At 38.2% G+C, this 17,272-nt stretch carries 18 protein-coding genes; 11 read left to right on the forward strand and 7 right to left on the reverse strand.

Translation table 11 applies throughout. The features are described 5' to 3' along the window. The first annotated feature begins 37 nt into the window (after positions 1-37). From ATS75_RS01155 to ATS75_RS01165, 3 genes are all read left to right on the forward strand, one after another. Positions 38-427, forward strand: coding sequence for a hypothetical protein (locus ATS75_RS01155; protein ID WP_058559062.1), 390 nt, complete (start codon positions 38-40; stop codon positions 425-427). Between the two features lie 13 nt (positions 428-440). After that, positions 441-1,403, forward strand: a complete 963-nt coding sequence (locus ATS75_RS01160; protein WP_058558593.1) for a zinc-binding dehydrogenase — start codon at positions 441-443, stop codon at positions 1,401-1,403. A gap of 90 nt (positions 1,404-1,493) precedes the next feature. After that, positions 1,494-1,748, forward strand: a complete 255-nt coding sequence (locus tag ATS75_RS01165) for a DUF2999 family protein (protein WP_058558594.1) — start codon at positions 1,494-1,496, stop codon at positions 1,746-1,748. A 124-nt stretch (positions 1,749-1,872) separates the two neighbouring features. Here ATS75_RS01165 and ATS75_RS01170 read toward each other — a convergent pair whose 3' ends face one another. Next, on the reverse strand, positions 1,873-3,141 hold the full coding sequence (locus tag ATS75_RS01170; protein WP_152996164.1) for a DUF3667 domain-containing protein: 1,269 nt from the start codon (positions 3,139-3,141) through the stop codon (positions 1,873-1,875). Positions 3,142-3,314: 173 nt separating this feature from the next. Here ATS75_RS01170 and ATS75_RS01175 point away from each other — a divergent pair, with 173 nt between their 5' ends. Continuing rightward, entirely contained in the window at positions 3,315-3,866 is a 552-nt protein-coding gene (locus tag ATS75_RS01175; protein ID WP_058558595.1) for a YkvA family protein, read from the forward strand. Between the two features lie 122 nt (positions 3,867-3,988). On the opposite strand, the gene ATS75_RS01180 is transcribed toward ATS75_RS01175, so the two are convergent. Further along, positions 3,989-4,684: a PilZ domain-containing protein gene (locus ATS75_RS01180; RefSeq protein ID WP_058558596.1), complete on the reverse strand. Its 696-nt coding sequence runs from the start codon at positions 4,682-4,684 to the stop codon at positions 3,989-3,991. A 175-nt stretch (positions 4,685-4,859) separates the two neighbouring features. Here ATS75_RS01180 and lepB point away from each other — a divergent pair, with 175 nt between their 5' ends. Further along, entirely contained in the window at positions 4,860-5,507 is a 648-nt protein-coding gene (gene lepB / locus ATS75_RS01185) for a signal peptidase I (protein ID WP_058558597.1), read from the forward strand. Positions 5,508-5,521: 14 nt separating this feature from the next. Here the strand turns inward: lepB and ATS75_RS01190 are convergent, their stop codons facing one another. Further along, a complete protein-coding gene (locus tag ATS75_RS01190) occupies positions 5,522-5,812 on the reverse strand; it encodes an ArsR/SmtB family transcription factor (RefSeq protein WP_058558598.1) in 291 nt (96 codons plus the stop codon). A 126-nt stretch (positions 5,813-5,938) separates the two neighbouring features. Between ATS75_RS01190 and ATS75_RS01195 the strand changes: the two genes are divergently transcribed. Next, positions 5,939-6,853: a permease gene (locus tag ATS75_RS01195; protein WP_058558599.1), complete on the forward strand. Its 915-nt coding sequence runs from the start codon at positions 5,939-5,941 to the stop codon at positions 6,851-6,853. 101 nt (positions 6,854-6,954) lie between these two features. Here the strand turns inward: ATS75_RS01195 and ATS75_RS20295 are convergent, their stop codons facing one another. Beyond that, positions 6,955-7,131, reverse strand: a complete 177-nt coding sequence (locus tag ATS75_RS20295; protein WP_152996165.1) for a DUF6435 family protein — start codon at positions 7,129-7,131, stop codon at positions 6,955-6,957. Between the two features lie 189 nt (positions 7,132-7,320). Continuing rightward, positions 7,321-9,342, reverse strand: a complete 2,022-nt coding sequence (metG, locus tag ATS75_RS01200) for a methionine--tRNA ligase (protein ID WP_058558600.1) — start codon at positions 9,340-9,342, stop codon at positions 7,321-7,323. Between the two features lie 176 nt (positions 9,343-9,518). Between metG and apbC the strand changes: the two genes are divergently transcribed. The 3 genes from apbC (at position 9,519) to ATS75_RS01215 (ending at position 14,003) form a co-directional block, all read left to right on the forward strand. Continuing rightward, positions 9,519-10,598, forward strand: coding sequence for an iron-sulfur cluster carrier protein ApbC (gene apbC, locus ATS75_RS01205; protein ID WP_058558601.1), 1,080 nt, complete (start codon positions 9,519-9,521; stop codon positions 10,596-10,598). A 2-nt stretch (positions 10,599-10,600) separates the two neighbouring features. Then, positions 10,601-11,191 (forward strand): dCTP deaminase, encoded by a 591-nt coding sequence (dcd, locus tag ATS75_RS01210; protein ID WP_058558602.1) that lies wholly within the window; start codon positions 10,601-10,603, stop codon positions 11,189-11,191. Positions 11,192-11,534: 343 nt separating this feature from the next. Further along, entirely contained in the window at positions 11,535-14,003 is a 2,469-nt protein-coding gene (locus tag ATS75_RS01215) for a putative bifunctional diguanylate cyclase/phosphodiesterase (RefSeq protein WP_058558603.1), read from the forward strand. Between the two features lie 19 nt (positions 14,004-14,022). Here ATS75_RS01215 and ATS75_RS01220 read toward each other — a convergent pair whose 3' ends face one another. Together ATS75_RS01220 and ATS75_RS01225 are read right to left on the reverse strand one after the other, a co-directional pair. Beyond that, positions 14,023-14,796, reverse strand: a complete 774-nt coding sequence (locus ATS75_RS01220; RefSeq protein ID WP_058558604.1) for a CLCA_X family protein — start codon at positions 14,794-14,796, stop codon at positions 14,023-14,025. Between the two features lie 2 nt (positions 14,797-14,798). After that, positions 14,799-15,398, reverse strand: coding sequence for a tRNA-uridine aminocarboxypropyltransferase (locus tag ATS75_RS01225; RefSeq protein ID WP_058558605.1), 600 nt, complete (start codon positions 15,396-15,398; stop codon positions 14,799-14,801). A gap of 149 nt (positions 15,399-15,547) precedes the next feature. Between ATS75_RS01225 and ATS75_RS01230 the strand changes: the two genes are divergently transcribed. Both ATS75_RS01230 and ATS75_RS01235 read left to right on the forward strand, forming a co-directional pair. Further along, positions 15,548-15,892, forward strand: coding sequence for an Hpt domain-containing protein (locus tag ATS75_RS01230; RefSeq protein WP_058558606.1), 345 nt, complete (start codon positions 15,548-15,550; stop codon positions 15,890-15,892). A 107-nt stretch (positions 15,893-15,999) separates the two neighbouring features. Continuing rightward, positions 16,000-17,217 carry a pyridoxal phosphate-dependent aminotransferase gene (locus ATS75_RS01235; RefSeq protein ID WP_058558607.1) on the forward strand — a complete coding sequence of 406 codons (1,218 nt, stop codon included), beginning with the start codon at positions 16,000-16,002 and terminating at the stop codon, positions 17,215-17,217. Positions 17,218-17,272: the final 55 nt, after the last annotated feature.

Genomic DNA, 17,272 nt, shown 5'->3' on the forward strand with positions numbered 1-17,272 from the left:
CACTGGGCTTTTTTCTTTAATGAGCACAGTGTTGAATATGAAATGTTTAGTGGTAAGTTTGTTGGCGTTCTCTTCTTTTTCAATGGCTAACCCATTACTGGGTAGTTGGGAGTTTGTTGAAGGAAAATATGCCGTTGATGGAGGCTTTGTAACTGCTAAAGCGCCAGAACTCACGTCGGTCAAGTTAATAACAGGCACTCATTTTAATTACATAACGCAAAAAAATGGTGAGTTCCATTACGCTGGTGGTGGGAAATACGTGTTAACAAACCAACAGTTTGTTGAAACTTTTTCGTATGGCAATATACCTTCATTACTAGGGAAGACAATGGCTTTCGATTATAAAATAGACGGTAATTTATGGCATCATTCATTGACTGAAAATGGTAAATTAATCGAAGCCGAGGTATGGCGAAAAATTAAGTAAATAGGAGCCCTGTGTGCAGTTCATTTCTTATGACAAACAGTTATTAACGCTGAGTGAGATTGAAAAACCACAATTAAAGCCGCATGAAGTTTTGGTAAAGGTAATAGCCATTGGTGTAAACCGTGCAGATTGCATGCAACGTCAAGGTAAATACCCAGCCCCAGAGGGAGACAGCCCTATTTTAGGGCTTGAATGTGCAGGAAATGTAGTTCAAGTGGGCAGGGATGTAGACGCATACTGGCTCTCTAAATCTGTGTTTACACTATGTGCAGGTGGTGCTTACAGTGAATATGTTGCAGTCGATGCAGCACAACTTATGCGCTTACCACATGGAGTCTCTATGGCCGAAGGGGCTGCCATAAGCGAAGTATTTTTGACTGCATACGGTGCGCTTTTCAAATTAGGTGGATTACAAAAAGAGCAAACAGCCTTAATTCATGCTGGCGCAAGTGGTGTCGGTGGTGCTGCGATTCAAATGGCCAAACGTGAAGGCGCAACCGTAGTAACTACCGTAAGCAGTGACGATAAGTGCAAGCATGCTCGTAGACTCGGCGCAGACCATACAATCAATTATAAAACGACCGATTTTGTTGAGTACATGAAGGCGAATAGATTATCAGCAAATGTCATCGTTGACCCTGTCTCTGGGCGCTATTTAAATAAAAATGCTGTCATTGCCGCAATGGATTGCCAAATCATCATGCTGGCATTTTTAGATGGACGTTATGCTGAGGTCGATTTTGCTAGGCTGCTTCAAAAGCGAATTACTTTTCATGCCTCTACACTTCGAAATCGCAGTCGAACATTTAAACGCCAATTACGCGATGAATTTGTTACTCGCTTTTACGATGATATTGAAAATAAAAAATTCGACTTCAATATCTATAAAACGCTTCCTTGGCAGCAAGCGAATGAAGCACATAGCATATTGGAGCGAAATGAGAATGCGGGTAAAGTGGTATTAACCCTCGAATAAGTCACTTATTAATTTACACGGTTAGGCAGGTTTAAAAGTGATTTTTTGCCCATATAACTAGACTAACAAAACAATTTTTAAGGCAAAAACATGAACCCAATAATAGCAACGCTAAAAGAGCATAATGTGAGCGATGAAAAAGTACATGAGCTTTTCCAAGCGTTTACGCAAAATCCAATGATGGCAATGGCCCTTGTGCAGCAATTAGGAATTCCACCAGAAAAGTTGCAAACATTGATGGCTTTAGTAATGACTCAACCACAGTTAATTAAAGAGGCGGCTGAGTCTTTGGGTATTACAGATGGCGAGCTTGAAAAAGCGAAGGAACAGTATAAAAATCAGTAGTCATTTATTGTTAGTCGATTAGCTTTAATTATGCATTTATTAAAGCTAATCAACCTGTGTTTACGTAGTGTATTAGTGCGTCTGTTTATACAAAATTGTTTAATAACTTTCTATTAAATGAAACTTAAATTTCAGTTAAGCCCCAAATAATTGCCACGATCGTGGTGAGTGCCATTAAAACAAAATATATTGTACCAACAAACCCATAAGTCAGAAATGCGATTATAAACCCTTGGTTATAAATACGTTTTTGCATTATGAATAAATATACAGGTATCCAGAGCAGTAATCCAAAACTAATGAACGCCAATAAACCTGCGATGGTTGAAGCCAGATCACTGCCGATAGCAAGAAGATGATCGTGGGATACATCAAAGAGATCAATTAACAACAAGCTCATGAAAATGAAACTATGGCTATGCAGAGCTATCGTTAAATGTTCCATATAAAGGCGTTTTGAAAATATAAAAACAATTTTAAGCAACAAAGCAAAGAGTGGCAAAAGCACAAACATTAATTGTGGTAGCTTCCCCAGCACTTCATCAATTAAACGATTCGTATCAGATGTAAATGTTCTTTTTGCTTTTTCAGTTAATTTAGTTGCGAACTCGCCGAGTTTTTTATTATTTTGTTCTGATATAAAGTCAAAAGATACGTTGATGTTATCTTGGTTATTGCTTACGTCACTCGTTGGTTGATTTAATTTAACTCGTTCAAGTTCTAACGTAATCAGTTTTCGTGTTGTTGTAATCAGGTTTGAGTTTTTTTCAATCGTGCCATCGAGGTTTAACTCTTCTAAGTAGCGATTAAATCGCGTTAATTCAGCGTCAACTTGCGCTATTTCGTCACTGTTTTGTAGTGAATTCAACGTTAGTTTTTTTTCTTTTAGAGCTTCTATATGTTTGGTTACTTGGCTTATCGCAGCTTTATTACTATTGAGATCAAGCTCTGGTTTGTCTTCTGCCGCAACCGTCAGCTTTAAAACGAGGAAAAAAACAATACTGATAAATAAGTATAACCTTAGAGGGGGAACATAATGCACTCGTCTACCAGCAAAGTACTCTTGTGTCAAAAAGCTAGGGCGAAACATTAAAGGCCACACCGTTCGGCTAGCACGGGAGTCAAAGCTAAAAATATCATCCAGAAGATGTAATATAACGACCCAAAAATATTTTAGAGTCGAATCAAGAGACTGGCCACAGTGGGAGCAAAATTCACCAGATACCGTTTGGTGGCAATTACCACATGTTTTATGAGGCGTTACTTGAAGTGTTTCGCCTTTACCGATGACAGCTAACTCTTCTTTGTGAGGTGAAGGAGCATTAGGTTTTACAAGTTGACTCTCTAGCGACATAAGAACACGATTGATTGAAATTCCATTTAACGAATACACAAAATAATAACACCTTGTTACACTAAAACCACAAGTGTTTTATAAAAAGTTAATTTTAAAGATGATGGCAGCTTAAGGATCTGCTAAATTCAATAATGACAACGAGGTATTGCAATGTTGTTAGTCATGGTGATGAACCACTGTGACCACCTAGCCAAAACAGGAGAATTATAATGGCGTTTGAAGTTAAGTTTGAATTATCAGATACTGATTTAGAGCATTTTCGCGATGTAATGCGTAAAGCACAGCAAGGAGCGAAGTCACTCAGTGAGCAGGTAATAATTAATAATGCTAAAAAAATCAGCTCAAATATTAAAGAAAATGTGCCTGAGTTTGTACGTCTTCGTATTCAAAAGTTAGAAACGTTTGTAGCCATGATTGAAGACAGTGAATGGCAAATCCCTGAAGAGGAGCGTGTAGAGATATTAAGTGCATTGGCTTATTTTAGTGATCCAGAAGATTTAGTGCCGGATCACATACCTGTACTAGGCTTTTTAGATGATGCAATCATGATTGAGCTAGTTGCTGGCGAGTTTAATGATGATGTTGAAGCATTTGAGGAATTTTGTGCTTATCGTAACCGTGAAGAATCACGTGATAGCGATGTTGCTATTACACGCGATGAGTGGTTAGCCGCAAAACGCCGCGAACTTCATAGCCGTATGCGCAGCCGTCGTAATGAACGCCGCAGTGCTGGTCGGTCATCATTCCGTTCAGTATTTTAAGCTAAGTTAGACTGTATCTAAAAACTTACTAAACTCCATTTTTATAACCGTTTGGTATTAAAGATGGAGTATTTAGCTTTTTACGCTTATTTTAATCAAAAATAACGTTATAATTCTTATGCTTACCCAATATCTATTGCGTACATATCTAATAGTGTTTGCATTTGGGTGTGTTCTTTTTCTGCAAACTCAATGCCTACATTTAACCTATTACCTTGCATTTGGTTATTTCGAATATGCGCACTAATGATTACGGCTGAGTTATCGATAGGCGACAGTAAATGCACAAACACTTGTCGCTTTTTTAGGGCTAAGAACCCAGAGCTTACATGGACAGTAAAACGACAACCTGTAACAGATATATCAATGATGATTCCTTGAAGTAAGTTATCGTTATCAAAGCTCTGATCTTTACTAATACTTATTTTGGCTGGGATATGTGTTTTTAGCCTATCAACTTTTCTTAATTGACGACTTTCAATTTGTTTCGGATAAGCAAAGTAGATCAATTTTTCTGGTCTGAATGCGATAGCTAATATGGTGGTTGCAAAGCCCACACATTCCCCTCGCTCTCCTTCAATAATATAGCGTATAACAGCGCCATTCCCTTCTTTTAGAATGTCACTGTACTCGTTAACTTTGGCTTGTTTTGGGTACTTTAAAATTAAATACTTGCCAGCTTCATAGCCAACCAAGTTCAGCTTAAATCGCATTGATAAAGGGTTAGTAAATTGCACGTCTATTAATTTACCCGGCAATAAATCTAAAAAAAATGTAGGTTTATTAAGTTTGGAAGGAGAAGTTTGCAGTGTGTCCATAATGTAATTTTTATTATTTTGTTTCCAATAAGTATTATTTATATCTGGTTAAAAATCACTACTACAAACGGCTGGAATTCATTATTAGGTATCACGATTCATCATTTGTTACAAAGTTGGGTGAACGCAAAGTAGTCTTTTTTGTCTATAAAGAAACTTTACAGAGGTCCTAGAAATGAAATTGCTTAATAAAATATGGAAAAACAATCGCTCACTTATCGTGTTTATTTGTCTTATGAGTGTTTTTAGAAGTGCCATTGCTGACTGGTACGAAGTACCGACGGGTTCAATGCAGCCAACGATTGTTGAAGGCGATCGCATATTCACCAATAAAATGGCTTATGACTTAAAAGTGCCTTTCACTAAGATACCGCTCATTAAAATCTCGCAACCTAATAGGGGAGATATTATTGTTTTCGATTCAATAGCGGCAAATAATCGATTGATCAAGCGGGTTGTAGGCATTCCAGGAGACAATGTTGAGTTTAATAATAATGTATTGATAATTAATGGGCTGCAACTAACTTACAGTCCACTCGATGAGTCTCTTAAAAATGCTAATAAAATAGAAGACTTACTTGGTGTAAAGCATCAAATTAGAGTCTCAAAGCGCCCGTCACCAATTCAATCATTTGATGCTATTACAATTCCTGATGGCTACTACCTTGCGATGGGTGATAATAGAGATAACAGTGCAGACTCTCGCACCATAGGGTTTGTTCCACATGAAGAGCTATTAGGGAAAGCAACGAGAGTCATTATGTCGTTAGATTATGATGATTATTATTTACCTCGTAAAAACCGCTATTTCACTAAGCTGTAGTAGCGGTATACGTCTTATTGTTCATCTATACAACATTCGTCTTGGAGAAAAGCAATCACTGAGAGTAGTTTGTCGTATTCAACGACGCAATAAAGAACACGTCCTTCACGACGTTGGCTAATTAACCCTGCAGATGCCAAGCTAGAGATGTGATGTGAAAGTGTCGAGCCTGGTATCTGCAACTCTTCTTGCACTTCTCCTACGGCAATACCTTGCTTGCCTGATTTTACTAAGCGCTTAAATATTGCTAAACGAGTTGGGTGGCCTAATTCTTTAAGGGCTTTGGCAATAATCGCTATATCCATAATATTCTCTCAAAATCGATACTTTATCTATAGTTCGATATTACTAGAAATATATTGACATGCCTATACCTTTCTATATAATTCGATAAATCTAGAAATGACGAATTTATAATGTAGGTAATGTTTATGACTATCACAGAACAAATGGTATTTGATACCTTGAATATGTTTGCTTTTTTAGCAGTTGAATTAACGCTTCTTTTTTTACTTATTAGTTACCTTGTCGGTGTACTCCAAGAGTATATTCCGCCTAGTAAGATTCAAAGTATTTTAAGTAGTAAGAATGGTAAAGGTTATATTGTGGCTGGGTTTTTAGGTGCAATTACTCCCTTTTGTTCCTGTTCAACTATTCCATTTTTAAAAGGTTTACTGAGGGCTAAAGCCGGTTTTGGAACTATGATGGTGTTCTTATTTGCAAGCCCACTACTTAACCCAATTATCATAGGTTTATTCGCCGTAACTTTTGGTTTTAAAATCACTGCTTTTTATTTCACCATGGCAATGGGGGTTTCAATTGCTGCGGGTTATTTACTCGAAAAATTTGGTTTTGAAAAATTTGTTAAACCAGAAGCATATATAGTCCATGAGACTAAAGGTTGTGCAAGTGGGTATAATCAAAATACTCAGGCAGTCAGTAAATGGATTAAACTATGTCACAGCACATGGTCTGATTTTAAAAAGGTACTACCATACCTGATTGGAGGTATTGCGCTAGGCTCAATGATTTATGGTTTTATGCCAACAGAATTCGTAGCCAGTGTGGCGAGTGAAAGTAACCCATTTGCTATTCCAGTTGCTGCAGTTATTGGGGTTCCGCTTTATATTCGAGCAGAAGCCGTTATACCATTAAGTGCGGCACTAGCAGCTAAAGGTATGGGCCTTGGGGCTGTGATGGCACTAATTATTGGCAGCGCAGGTGCGAGCCTAACAGAAGTTGTACTACTTAAATCAATATTTAAAAACCCAATGATAATTGCGTTTTTAACCGTCATATTTTCGATGGCAGTCGGTGCTGGTTTTCTATATTCATTTATATTTTAGGCGAATTAAAAGCAGGTGTTGAGTAATGATACGTTTTAGTTGATATATTAACGTGTGATTGCTCAACATAGACAATGTATATGAGTAATAAACAAGGATATTTAAGGACTATTTTGTTCTAACGCTTCTATTTCTTTTAAAATTTGCTCGGCTTCATGGGTCAGCATAGAGTAGCTTTTTATATCGCCATTGCGTTGGGCGTGCATTGCTTGCTCTAATTTTGCACTGTAGTCTTTATTTAGTTTCTTCAAAGGGTCTTTCTTGAAAATCGAGAACATGCTTATTCCTTAGAGGGTAGGTAATACGTCTAGATGGCTGTATTTAAACGTCAATTTTGTATTTTAACTATAAGATAATACGTTTGATTAATTGAATTCGATTAGTTTTCAAATAATAAATTGTTAATGGTAAACGAGTAACAAAAAAGCCGCTGATTTCAGCGGCTTTTGATTTTAAAGTGGGCTTGGTTACATCACACGCATACCAGGCTCTGAGCCGTCATCAGGGTTAAGAATATAGATTTCTTTTCCACCAGGGCCTGCTGCTAAAACCATGCCTTCTGACATACCAAAACGCATCTTGCGTGGTTTAAGGTTGGCAACCATCACAGTAAGTTTACCTTCGATATCCTCAGGGGCATAAGCCGATTTAATACCAGCAAATACTTGGCGAGTTTCGCCGCCCAGATCCAGGGTTAGTTTAAGTAGTTTATCAGCACCTTTAACGTGTTCTGCTTTGGCAATTTTAGCGACACGCAGGTCTACTTTGGCAAAATCATCGAATTCGATTTCATCGGCAATTGGTTCTTTTGCTAGTGGGCTATTAGGGTCAATTGTAACCTTTGGCTCTAGGCTTTCTTTTGATTCTTCGACCATTTTATTTACTTTATCCATTTCTACACGTTGCATTAGTGGCTTGAACTTATTGATAGGGTGACTAACTAGTGCTTTCTGAACACCGCCCCACGCTAGATCATCATTTAAAAACGCTTCTACGTTTTCAGCCATTTCTGGTAATACAGGTTTTAAGTAAGTAATTAGTACACGGAACAAATTAAGGCCAAGGGAGCACACGTCATGTGCTTCTTGCTGTTTTGTTTCGTCTTTAATTAATACCCAGGGAGCAGCGCCATCAATAAATTGGTTTGCTTTGTCGGCAAGGGCCATAATTTCACGAATTGCGCGGCTGTATTCACGGTTTTCATAATGGGCAGTGATACTAGGCGCGGCTGCTTGGAACTCAGCTAAAAGCTCTGGCTGCATGATAGTACTGCTTAATTTGCCATCAAACTTTTTAGTAATAAAGCCAGCGCAACGGCTTGCTATGTTTACTACTTTACCAACCAGATCAGAGTTAACTCGTTGAGCAAAATCTTCTAGGTTTAAATCAAGGTCAATAATGCCGCTGTTTAATTTAGCTGCGTAGTAATAACGCAGATATTCTGGGTTTAGGTTGTCTAAATACGTACGTGCTTTAATAAACGTACCTTTAGATTTAGACATTTTTTCGCCGTTTACCGTTACAAAGCCGTGAGCAAAAACGTTTGTTGGCTTTCTAAAGTTCGCGCCTTCAAGCATAGCAGGCCAAAATAAGCTATGAAAATAGATGATGTCTTTACCAATGAAATGATAAAGCTCAGCATCTGAACTTTCAGCCCAAAACGCATCAAAGTCAATGCCTTTTGCATCGCATAAGTTTTTAAAGCTGGCCATATAACCAATTGGTGCATCTAGCCATACGTAAAAGTATTTACCCGGCGCGTTTGGAATTTCAAAACCAAAGTAAGGGGCATCGCGGCTTATATCCCACTGTTGTAAGCCATCGGTAAACCATTCATCCAGTTTGTTAGCCATTTCTTGTTGAATAGTGCCTGAGTGTAGCCACTCTTTTAACATGCCTTCAAATGCTGGTAAGTCAAAAAAGTAATGCTCAGAGTCTTTGAGTATTGGCTCTGCACCAGACATTACTGAGCGCGGGTTAATTAGCTCCGTTGGGCTATACGTTGCACCACATGCATCACAGCTGTCGCCGTTCTGATCTTCAGATTTACACGTAGGGCACGTACCGGTGACAAAACGATCCGGTAAGAAAATGCCTTTTTCAGGGTCGAACAACTGTGAGATAGTGTGTTTTTTTATGTGCCCAGCCGCATTTAAGCGATTGTAGATTAATTCACTGAATTCTTTGTTTTCTTGGCTGTGAGTACTGTGGTAGTTATCAAATTTGATATTAAAATCAGCAAAGTCACGTTGACGTTCAATACTGACGTTTTTTACCATTTCTTCAGGCGTGATCCCTTGCTTTTGCGCATTGAGCATAATTGGCGTGCCGTGAGCATCATCGGCGCAAACGTAATATGTTTCGTGGCCTTGTAGTTTTTGAAAACGTGACCAAATATCAGTTTGAATGTATTCCAATAAATGACCTAAATGAGTTGGGCCATTGGCATAAGGTAATGCGCTGGTAATAAGAATCTTTCGCTGTGCCATAATCATTCCGAATTGACGGTTCCGGCTAAGGAACGGATGAAAATCATAATTTTATCAGCAAACCGATTACAAAGTAGTAGCTGGCAGGCTGATTTTCATTAATTGACTGGTGTTAATGCCGTGAATGTTACATAATTCCGAGGCAATTTTCATCAAAGAAACGCTATTTTATTGCTATGTTTGGACTCTCGAAATTATTCTCTTCTAAATCGGTGCAAAAACAACCGATAATTGCCGCTTTAGCCGCTTATCGAAGTGCTGCATTTGCAGTTGGTATCGATGAGGTGTGCATTGAAAATATCCAAGCTAATGGTGACAACCCCTTATTAATCGAACTTACGCTACCTTTTGCTGCTTGCTCAGAAATGCCAGCTGTGGCTGAGTTTGTTAGTGAGCAAATTAAGCAGGCAGTCGACATTCGTGCCACGGTACAGTTACCCGCAGATTATAAATTTAAGAAAATAAAACACATTGTATTAATTGCATCTGGTAAAGGCGGAGTGGGTAAATCGACAACCGCCGTTAATTTAGCGGGTGCCTTAATACAAGAAGGTGCAAAAGTAGGTATTTTAGATGCAGATATCTACGGGCCATCAATTCCTATGTTACTAGGATTGGTGGATGCAAAGCCCACAGCTAAAAATGACAAACAACTTCTCCCATTTGATGCAAAAGGTTTAAAAGCACAGTCTATTGGTTTTTTAGTGCCCAGTGATGATGCCACAGTATGGCGTGGTCCTATGGCGTCCGGTGCATTAACTCAGTTATTAAATGAAACTGCTTGGGGAGAACTTGATTATTTAATTGTTGATATGCCACCGGGTACTGGTGACATTCAATTAACCATGAGCCAAAAAGTGCCTTCAAGTGGCACCGTTATTGTGACGACTCCACAAGATTTAGCACTGGCTGATGCGCAAAAAGGCATTGCTATGTTTAACAAAGTTAATGTACCCGTACTTGGCCTAATAGAAAATATGAGCCACTTTCTGTGTACTCATTGTGGTGAGCCTAATTACGTATTTGGTAAAGACGGAGCAATTAAGTTAGCCCAACGACATGGTGTACCCATACTTTCGCACATACCTCTAGCAATAGACATAAGAGAATATTCAGAACAAGGTAAGCTAATAGCCAGCGATCATGCGGCCGCTATAAGCCGAACTTATGCCAGTGCAGCACGTTTAATTGCTAGCCAGCTTTATTATCAACAACCCCATCACAATCCGTTAGAGATTGTGATTACGGATGATTAAAAATGAGATTATCAGATACCCACATTAAAGAATATATTGAACAGCAACGCATCGTGATTGAACCAAAACCAAGTCATGAAATGATTTCTGGGGTCACAGTTGACTTACGCTTGGGTAATAAGTTTCGTGTTTTCCAAGATCACACCGCCGCTTATGTTGACTTAAGTGGCCCAAAAGATCAGCTTAATAAAGCGATGGAATCAATAATGAGTGATGAAATAGTGCTTGATCAAGAGCAAGCTTTTTTTCTACACCCAGGGGAACTTGCGTTGGCAATGACGTATGAAAAAGTTACGTTACCAGCTGATGTGGTCGGTTGGCTTGATGGGCGCTCATCATTAGCTCGATTAGGGTTGATGGTGCATGTAACGGCACACCGTATTGATCCAGGTTGGTCAGGTAATATTGTATTAGAGTTTTATAATTCGGGTAAGTTACCGTTGGCGCTTCGCCCAATGATGAAAATTGGGGCGATGAGCTTTGAAACGATGTCAGGGCCAGCAGCTAACCCTTATAACACCCGCAAAGATGCAAAATACAAAGATCAAAATAGCGCAGTTGCAAGCCGTATTAGTGATGATAAGGATGACTAGAGTTTGTTGATCTTTACGGATTCAAATTCGTTCATACTCGAGGCTGAACCTAAAGGGCTGTGCTAGTATAACATTGATGCTTCGTTATCGTCTGTTGATGGGAAGTCACCACATTACATAGGTGCTGCTTCACTATTTTAGCAAACAGGCTGTTGTAAATTTAGCCTAGAAAGGGTAACAGCTCCTGCAATTTTTGATAAATATTAAAGTAATAAAGGGCCGATAATTGGTCCTTTTTTAGTTATTGCTGTAATCATTCTCGGTATTTACTGGCATTTATAAATATACCTTCCATACTTTAGTACGTTGATTGGTTTTATACGTTCACATACATGGAGTTCAAGTGGGAAGTATTAGTTCTTTATTTCGTGCTTTGTTATTAATTACGCTTCTATTTTTTAGTGTTACGCTGAGTGCTGCATCAAATAAAGCGCTAGTTTTACCTGTTTCAGATTCACAGCGTTTGTCTGCTAATGCTTATAAAGGCGCGATAAAAAAGAATGGTTTAGCCGAAATTTCTTCAGTTAAACTAAAGCCAGCTCAAGGCTATTGGTTACTTTTTGATGTTAATCAAACAGCAGAACCCGAAAACCAAATTCTTTTTATAAAAAATACACTCGTTGATGAGATTAAGTTTGCGCTTCTGAACAGTGATTTTGAGCCTATTACATTAGACCAGCACGAACATATAGCCTATTTTGATTCAATTATTCCTCATTTAAGTATTAAAGCTAATTCAGGTAGCGCGTGGGCGGCAGTTTATATAAGAAACAATACATCGATCACAATTGAGCCGACGCTATGGCTTGCAGATGATTTTTATACCCGTGTTGAAGAACATGTCATCATTACAGCTGGGATTTCGTTATTATTAATGATTGGGCTTGCGATTTGTGCCGCATTTTATTTCTTATCGCGACAGGCAAAATTTATTTCCTTGATGGGCTTTCTAGGCTGCATGTTAGTGGCTTTGCTTGCGCGAAAAGGGGTTGTTTTGTTGCTTAGTGACTCTATTTCAAATCGGCTTTGTAGTGAACTTAGTGCATGGTTTAATTTATTGGCAATTGCATTCGCATGTTTGTTTTTTATGCAGTCCAGTTATGGTAATAAACAAATTGTTGTGACAAAAATCCCTTTAACGTCTTTGTTATTGGCAATTTGTAGTGTAACTATTGGTGCTAGTTTAATTATTAGCACTTTTTCAGTATATTTTCTTGTTGTTGGATATACCGTATTAATAGCGCTGGTTGGGTATTTGTTTTTGCAATGGAAGGAGACAAACTCCAAAGGTGCGAGTGTATTTATTGTTGCATGGTGTACTTTGTTTGTGCAGTCTTTTGTTCTGTTGAGTAGCGTATTTACAGCTCGTAGTTTACATTTCCTCAACGATAGCTTGCTTGTTTTTAATACAGGTATTTTCTTAGCGACCTTGTTAATACAAGATAGATTAAGAGTTTTACAATATAACGAAAGTTTAACTCATGATGATGAAACGGGTTTACCCAACAAGCAAAAGTTGCTCGATTGTTTACAGCTTAAAGTGGATGAATCAAAGGCGCATTCGCTTGTTTTATTTCGCCCTGTTGTGCTTCTTGATATACGAGCTAATTTTGGTTACCAATATGCTAATGAGCAAATAAAACACACAATGGCAAATCTAGGTAAGCAGCTTAGTTCAATGAATTCCTTCAAAATTGAAGTAACTAAACTAAAAAGTCACTATATATCGAGGCTTGATGACAGTACGTATGCTTTTGTAGTTAATGGTCAACTTGAACTTAGCCAAATAGAGCAGTTTGTTTGTGTCACCAGCAGTGTATTTTCAGAGGGGATCAGTCACAACAGTAGTCAACTAGTAAATGGTGTTGATATTGGTGTTGCTAATTACCCCCTTCATGCGGCGAATGCCTCCCAGTTAGTTCAACGTAGCTTACAAGCACTGAGTGTTAAACCGCTGCATGGTGAGCGGTGGCATATGTTTGATGCTGAAAATTCAATTTTAACTAAACATCGTCTAGAAGTGGCTTCATACTTAAAAGAAGCAATAGAGCAAGACCAACTTAGTTTATATTTTCAGCCACAAATTTGTTTGGATACAGGGCATATTCATGGTGCAGAGGCATTACTGCGTTGGCACCATCCTATTCTGGGCCAAGTGCCTCCTGATGAGTTTATTCCCATAGCTGAATCTACGGGGATGATATTTGAGCTTACCGAATGGGTTGTTGAGCAGTCACTCGCTTATCAAAAAGAAATCACAGTCATATACCCTGAACATATAATATCCATTAATATTTCAGCAAAAGATTTGTTGCGCAAAGAATTGCCGGTTTTATTTTTAACTTTGCTAAATGAATATCAGCTCAAGGCATCACAAGTTATGCTCGAGCTTACAGAGTCAGCGACACTTAGCGATGGTGTAAATATAAAAACAGCCTTGAATGATTACCGTCTAATTGGATTAAAAATAGCGATTGACGATTTTGGTACAGGGTATTCATCGCTAGCCTATTTGAGCAAAATGGGCTTTGATGAAATCAAGATTGATAAACAATTTGTGATGAATTTAGAATATTCTAATAATGATCAAACAATTTGTCGGGCTACGTGTGATATTGCAAAAAGTTTAGGCTCCTTTGTGGTTGGTGAAGGAGTCGAAGATTTAAAGAGTTTACAAATTTTGAAAGATTATGGCTGTGAAATAGGCCAAGGTTATTATTTCTCTCGACCTTTAGCATTTGATGACTACGTTAAATGGTTAGAGCAAAGTATACAGACGACGACGGATGTTGATGTGTACCACATGAATTAGTAAACGCTTATTCTGTAGTCTATTGAGATAGAAGTAGGCCTAAACCGTGAAAATAGTATTCAAGTGCAGAACGACTCATTTGAATGTGCTCATCATCAGGGTAAATGAGTGTTGAGTGTTGTAACCCACCGACTAAAAATGTGTTTTTAATGTTGCTGTTCTGGTCTATACAGGCTTCAAAACACCGTGCGGCAAGTTCTTCCGGCATACTCATATAAAATTGACCGTGGTTTTTATCTGCTAGCATAGATTGCTTAACATATTGATTTGCATGTTTCCCATTACTTTGTAGAAACACACTTTTATAGAAATTATTGAGTGCAAGGTTGAGAGTATGAGAGGTGTCAACCGTGTGTTCAAGCCATAATTTAGATGCAAAAAAATGAGCATGATGGCGTGGGAATAAGTGCCTAGATATATGATGGTCAAAGGCATGGAACCATTCATGGGCTAACGCTCCACCACCGGCATTTTTTGCAAGAGCAAGAGTTTGAGTCGCACTGTTATAGTGGGCTTGTACATTTTGTTGACCACCGTGACCAAAGGCAAAATTTAATTTGCCTCTCAATCCAAGTGCTTCAGGTGGAAGCTGCAGTATTTGAGCTAGATCAGCCAACGCGTCATAAATCAAGTTTGCACTAATGAAACGCTCCTCTTTAGTTACCCACTTTCCAACTGTCATTGTTCTAAAGCCAAATGTTTCTTTTATATCTGTAAAATCTACTTGGTCATCAAAACGATAATTAGGGCCATGTCGGTAGAAGCCTCGCTTTAATCGATTGGTGTAGCCCATTATTACTTATAACGCGCTTTGACATGCGCAGGCATAAACTGCGTTTGCTTGTCATTTAATGCATCCAAAACAGCATAGAGCGGCTCTGGGTTTTGTTGTTCAATCAAGAATAAGCTATAAGCAACAGCCTCAAGAGTCGATAAACTATCAAGCCTAGGTGATTTGCGTATACGGTAACGGTTAGCCGGGATAGTTTTAAAACTTACACTCATGAATTCATGCAATCGAGGAGTGAGTTGCATAATTTTAAACGCTTTTTTCCACGTACCATCCAGCACGATTAAATGCGTCAATTGTGTTTTTAGATTGTTAACATTTTCATCATTACCATCTAATAGGAATGCATGTTCATTTGGATATAGGACGGCCGTGTTTTTTGAGGGAAGGTCATTTAAAAATTGAAAATCCGATTGCGATTCACCTTGAACAACACAGCACTGACTGAGGCATAAATTAAGTAATTTTGCCGTGTTTTTTGTAACTTTAGTTTCACTTGGGTGCTGCAAGATAATTATCTTCAGCTTATTTTTAACTGTCACTAAATTAGCACAAAGGCAAGTTAGGAGGCTAAACTGACAATGAGGACATAAAGCACGAGACATATAATAATCTACTCTGTTTACAATGGATTTTAAAGCAATACTATTATACGCTTAATATAAGTATTAAGTGGATTTTTTTCTTAAGAAAGATAAAGTAGAAGTATGTTGTAAGCCAACGAGAAAACTCGGGTTACTAAAAAGGATATAAAATGAACGATGTTGTGATTGATGAAAGTGCACTTGAGAGTATGGAATCCTTATTGGGTGAACAGTTTAGTGACACACTAACTTTTTGTTGTGCTGAGTTTGAACGATTAGCCAATGAATTTTTTTCTGCGTTTGGCAATGACTTAGAAGCGTCTATTCGTCATGCCCATAGTTTAAAATCTAATGCATCTCAGTTTGGGGCAACCAGTTTGTCTGAAGTAGCAAGGGACATTGAGCAGAGCTTAAATAATGGTGAACATGACAAGGCTGAAGCCGCTTCAAAACAACTTAATGAGCAAGTATCAAAGACTCAAGTTGAATTAACATCTTGGCTTGCTTCAAGGTAATTTAAAGCTTTTATCACGTGAATATATTTCAGTATTAAGGTTATGAAATACACTAGTATTTTGACCCTTTACTAGGTTAATCTAACATTTCACTAGTAGAGGTAATAATGTCAGAAATAAAAAAGAGTCACAAATTAGATGGTGTTTGCTATGACATCCGTGGGCCTGTCTTAGTACAAGCCCGCAAAATGGAAGATGAAGGCCAAAAAGTTCTTAAATTAAATATAGGCAATCCCGCAGCCTTTGGCTTTGATATGCCTGAAGATATGCACCGAGATATTATTCGTAACCTATATTCTGCCCAAGGCTATTGTGACTCTAAAGGCCTCTATTCTGCCCGTGTGGCGATTTATCAACATTATCAACAACGTGGTTTAAACAACCTTGATGTTGATAGTATCTATATTGGTAATGGAGTCAGTGAGCTGATTCAAATGACTACCCAAGCGTTGTTAAATAATGATGATGAAGTACTCATTCCTGCTCCCGATTATCCTTTATGGACTGCATCAGTGAAATTGGCCGGTGGGAATCCCGTACATTATCTCTGTGATGAAGATCAAGATTGGTTTCCTGACATTGCTGATATTCGCAGTAAAATAACATCAAAAACAAAAGCGTTGGTGCTTATAAATCCTAATAATCCTACCGGTGCTGTATACAGCGATGATTTGCTGCAGCAACTTATCGATATAGCCAGAGAACACAAGTTATTGCTTTTGAGTGACGAAATTTATGAAAAAATCTTATACGATGATGTAACTCATAGCTCCATCGGCGCTTTGTGTGATGATGTTCCAATTATTACATTTAATGGTTTAGCAAAAACATATCGCGCTGCTGGTTTGCGTATGGGGTGGATGGTTTTAAGTGGTCGAACCGACTTACTGGATGATTTACAAAAAGGGCTCGATATATTAGCGTCAATGCGATTGTGTGCGAATGTACCAGCGCAATATGCAATTCAGCAAGCACTTGGTGGTGTGCAATCCATTGATAGTTTAATTAACCCCGGAGGCCGGTTGTACGAGCAACGAGACATTGCATGGCGTGGATTAAATGCAATTGATGGTATTTCATGTACGAAACCAAAAGGGGCGTTATACGCATTCGCGAAAGTGGATACTGATCGATTCAATATTAAAAATGATGAAAAAATGATTTTGGATTTGCTTAAGGCAGAAAAAATATTACTTGTGCATGGCAGGGCATTTAATTGGCCTAACCCAGATCATTTTAGATTGGTTTTTCTTCCAAATAAAGATGACTTATCAACTGCGATGTCTAAAATGCAGCGATTTTTTAATCAATATCGACAAGTATAATGTTAAATCGATAAAAAGCTGCGATATGGACATTAATACATATCACAGCTTGCTT

It is taken from the genome of Pseudoalteromonas sp. H105, from assembly GCF_001469215.1.
Lineage (GTDB): Bacteria > Pseudomonadota > Gammaproteobacteria > Enterobacterales > Alteromonadaceae > Pseudoalteromonas.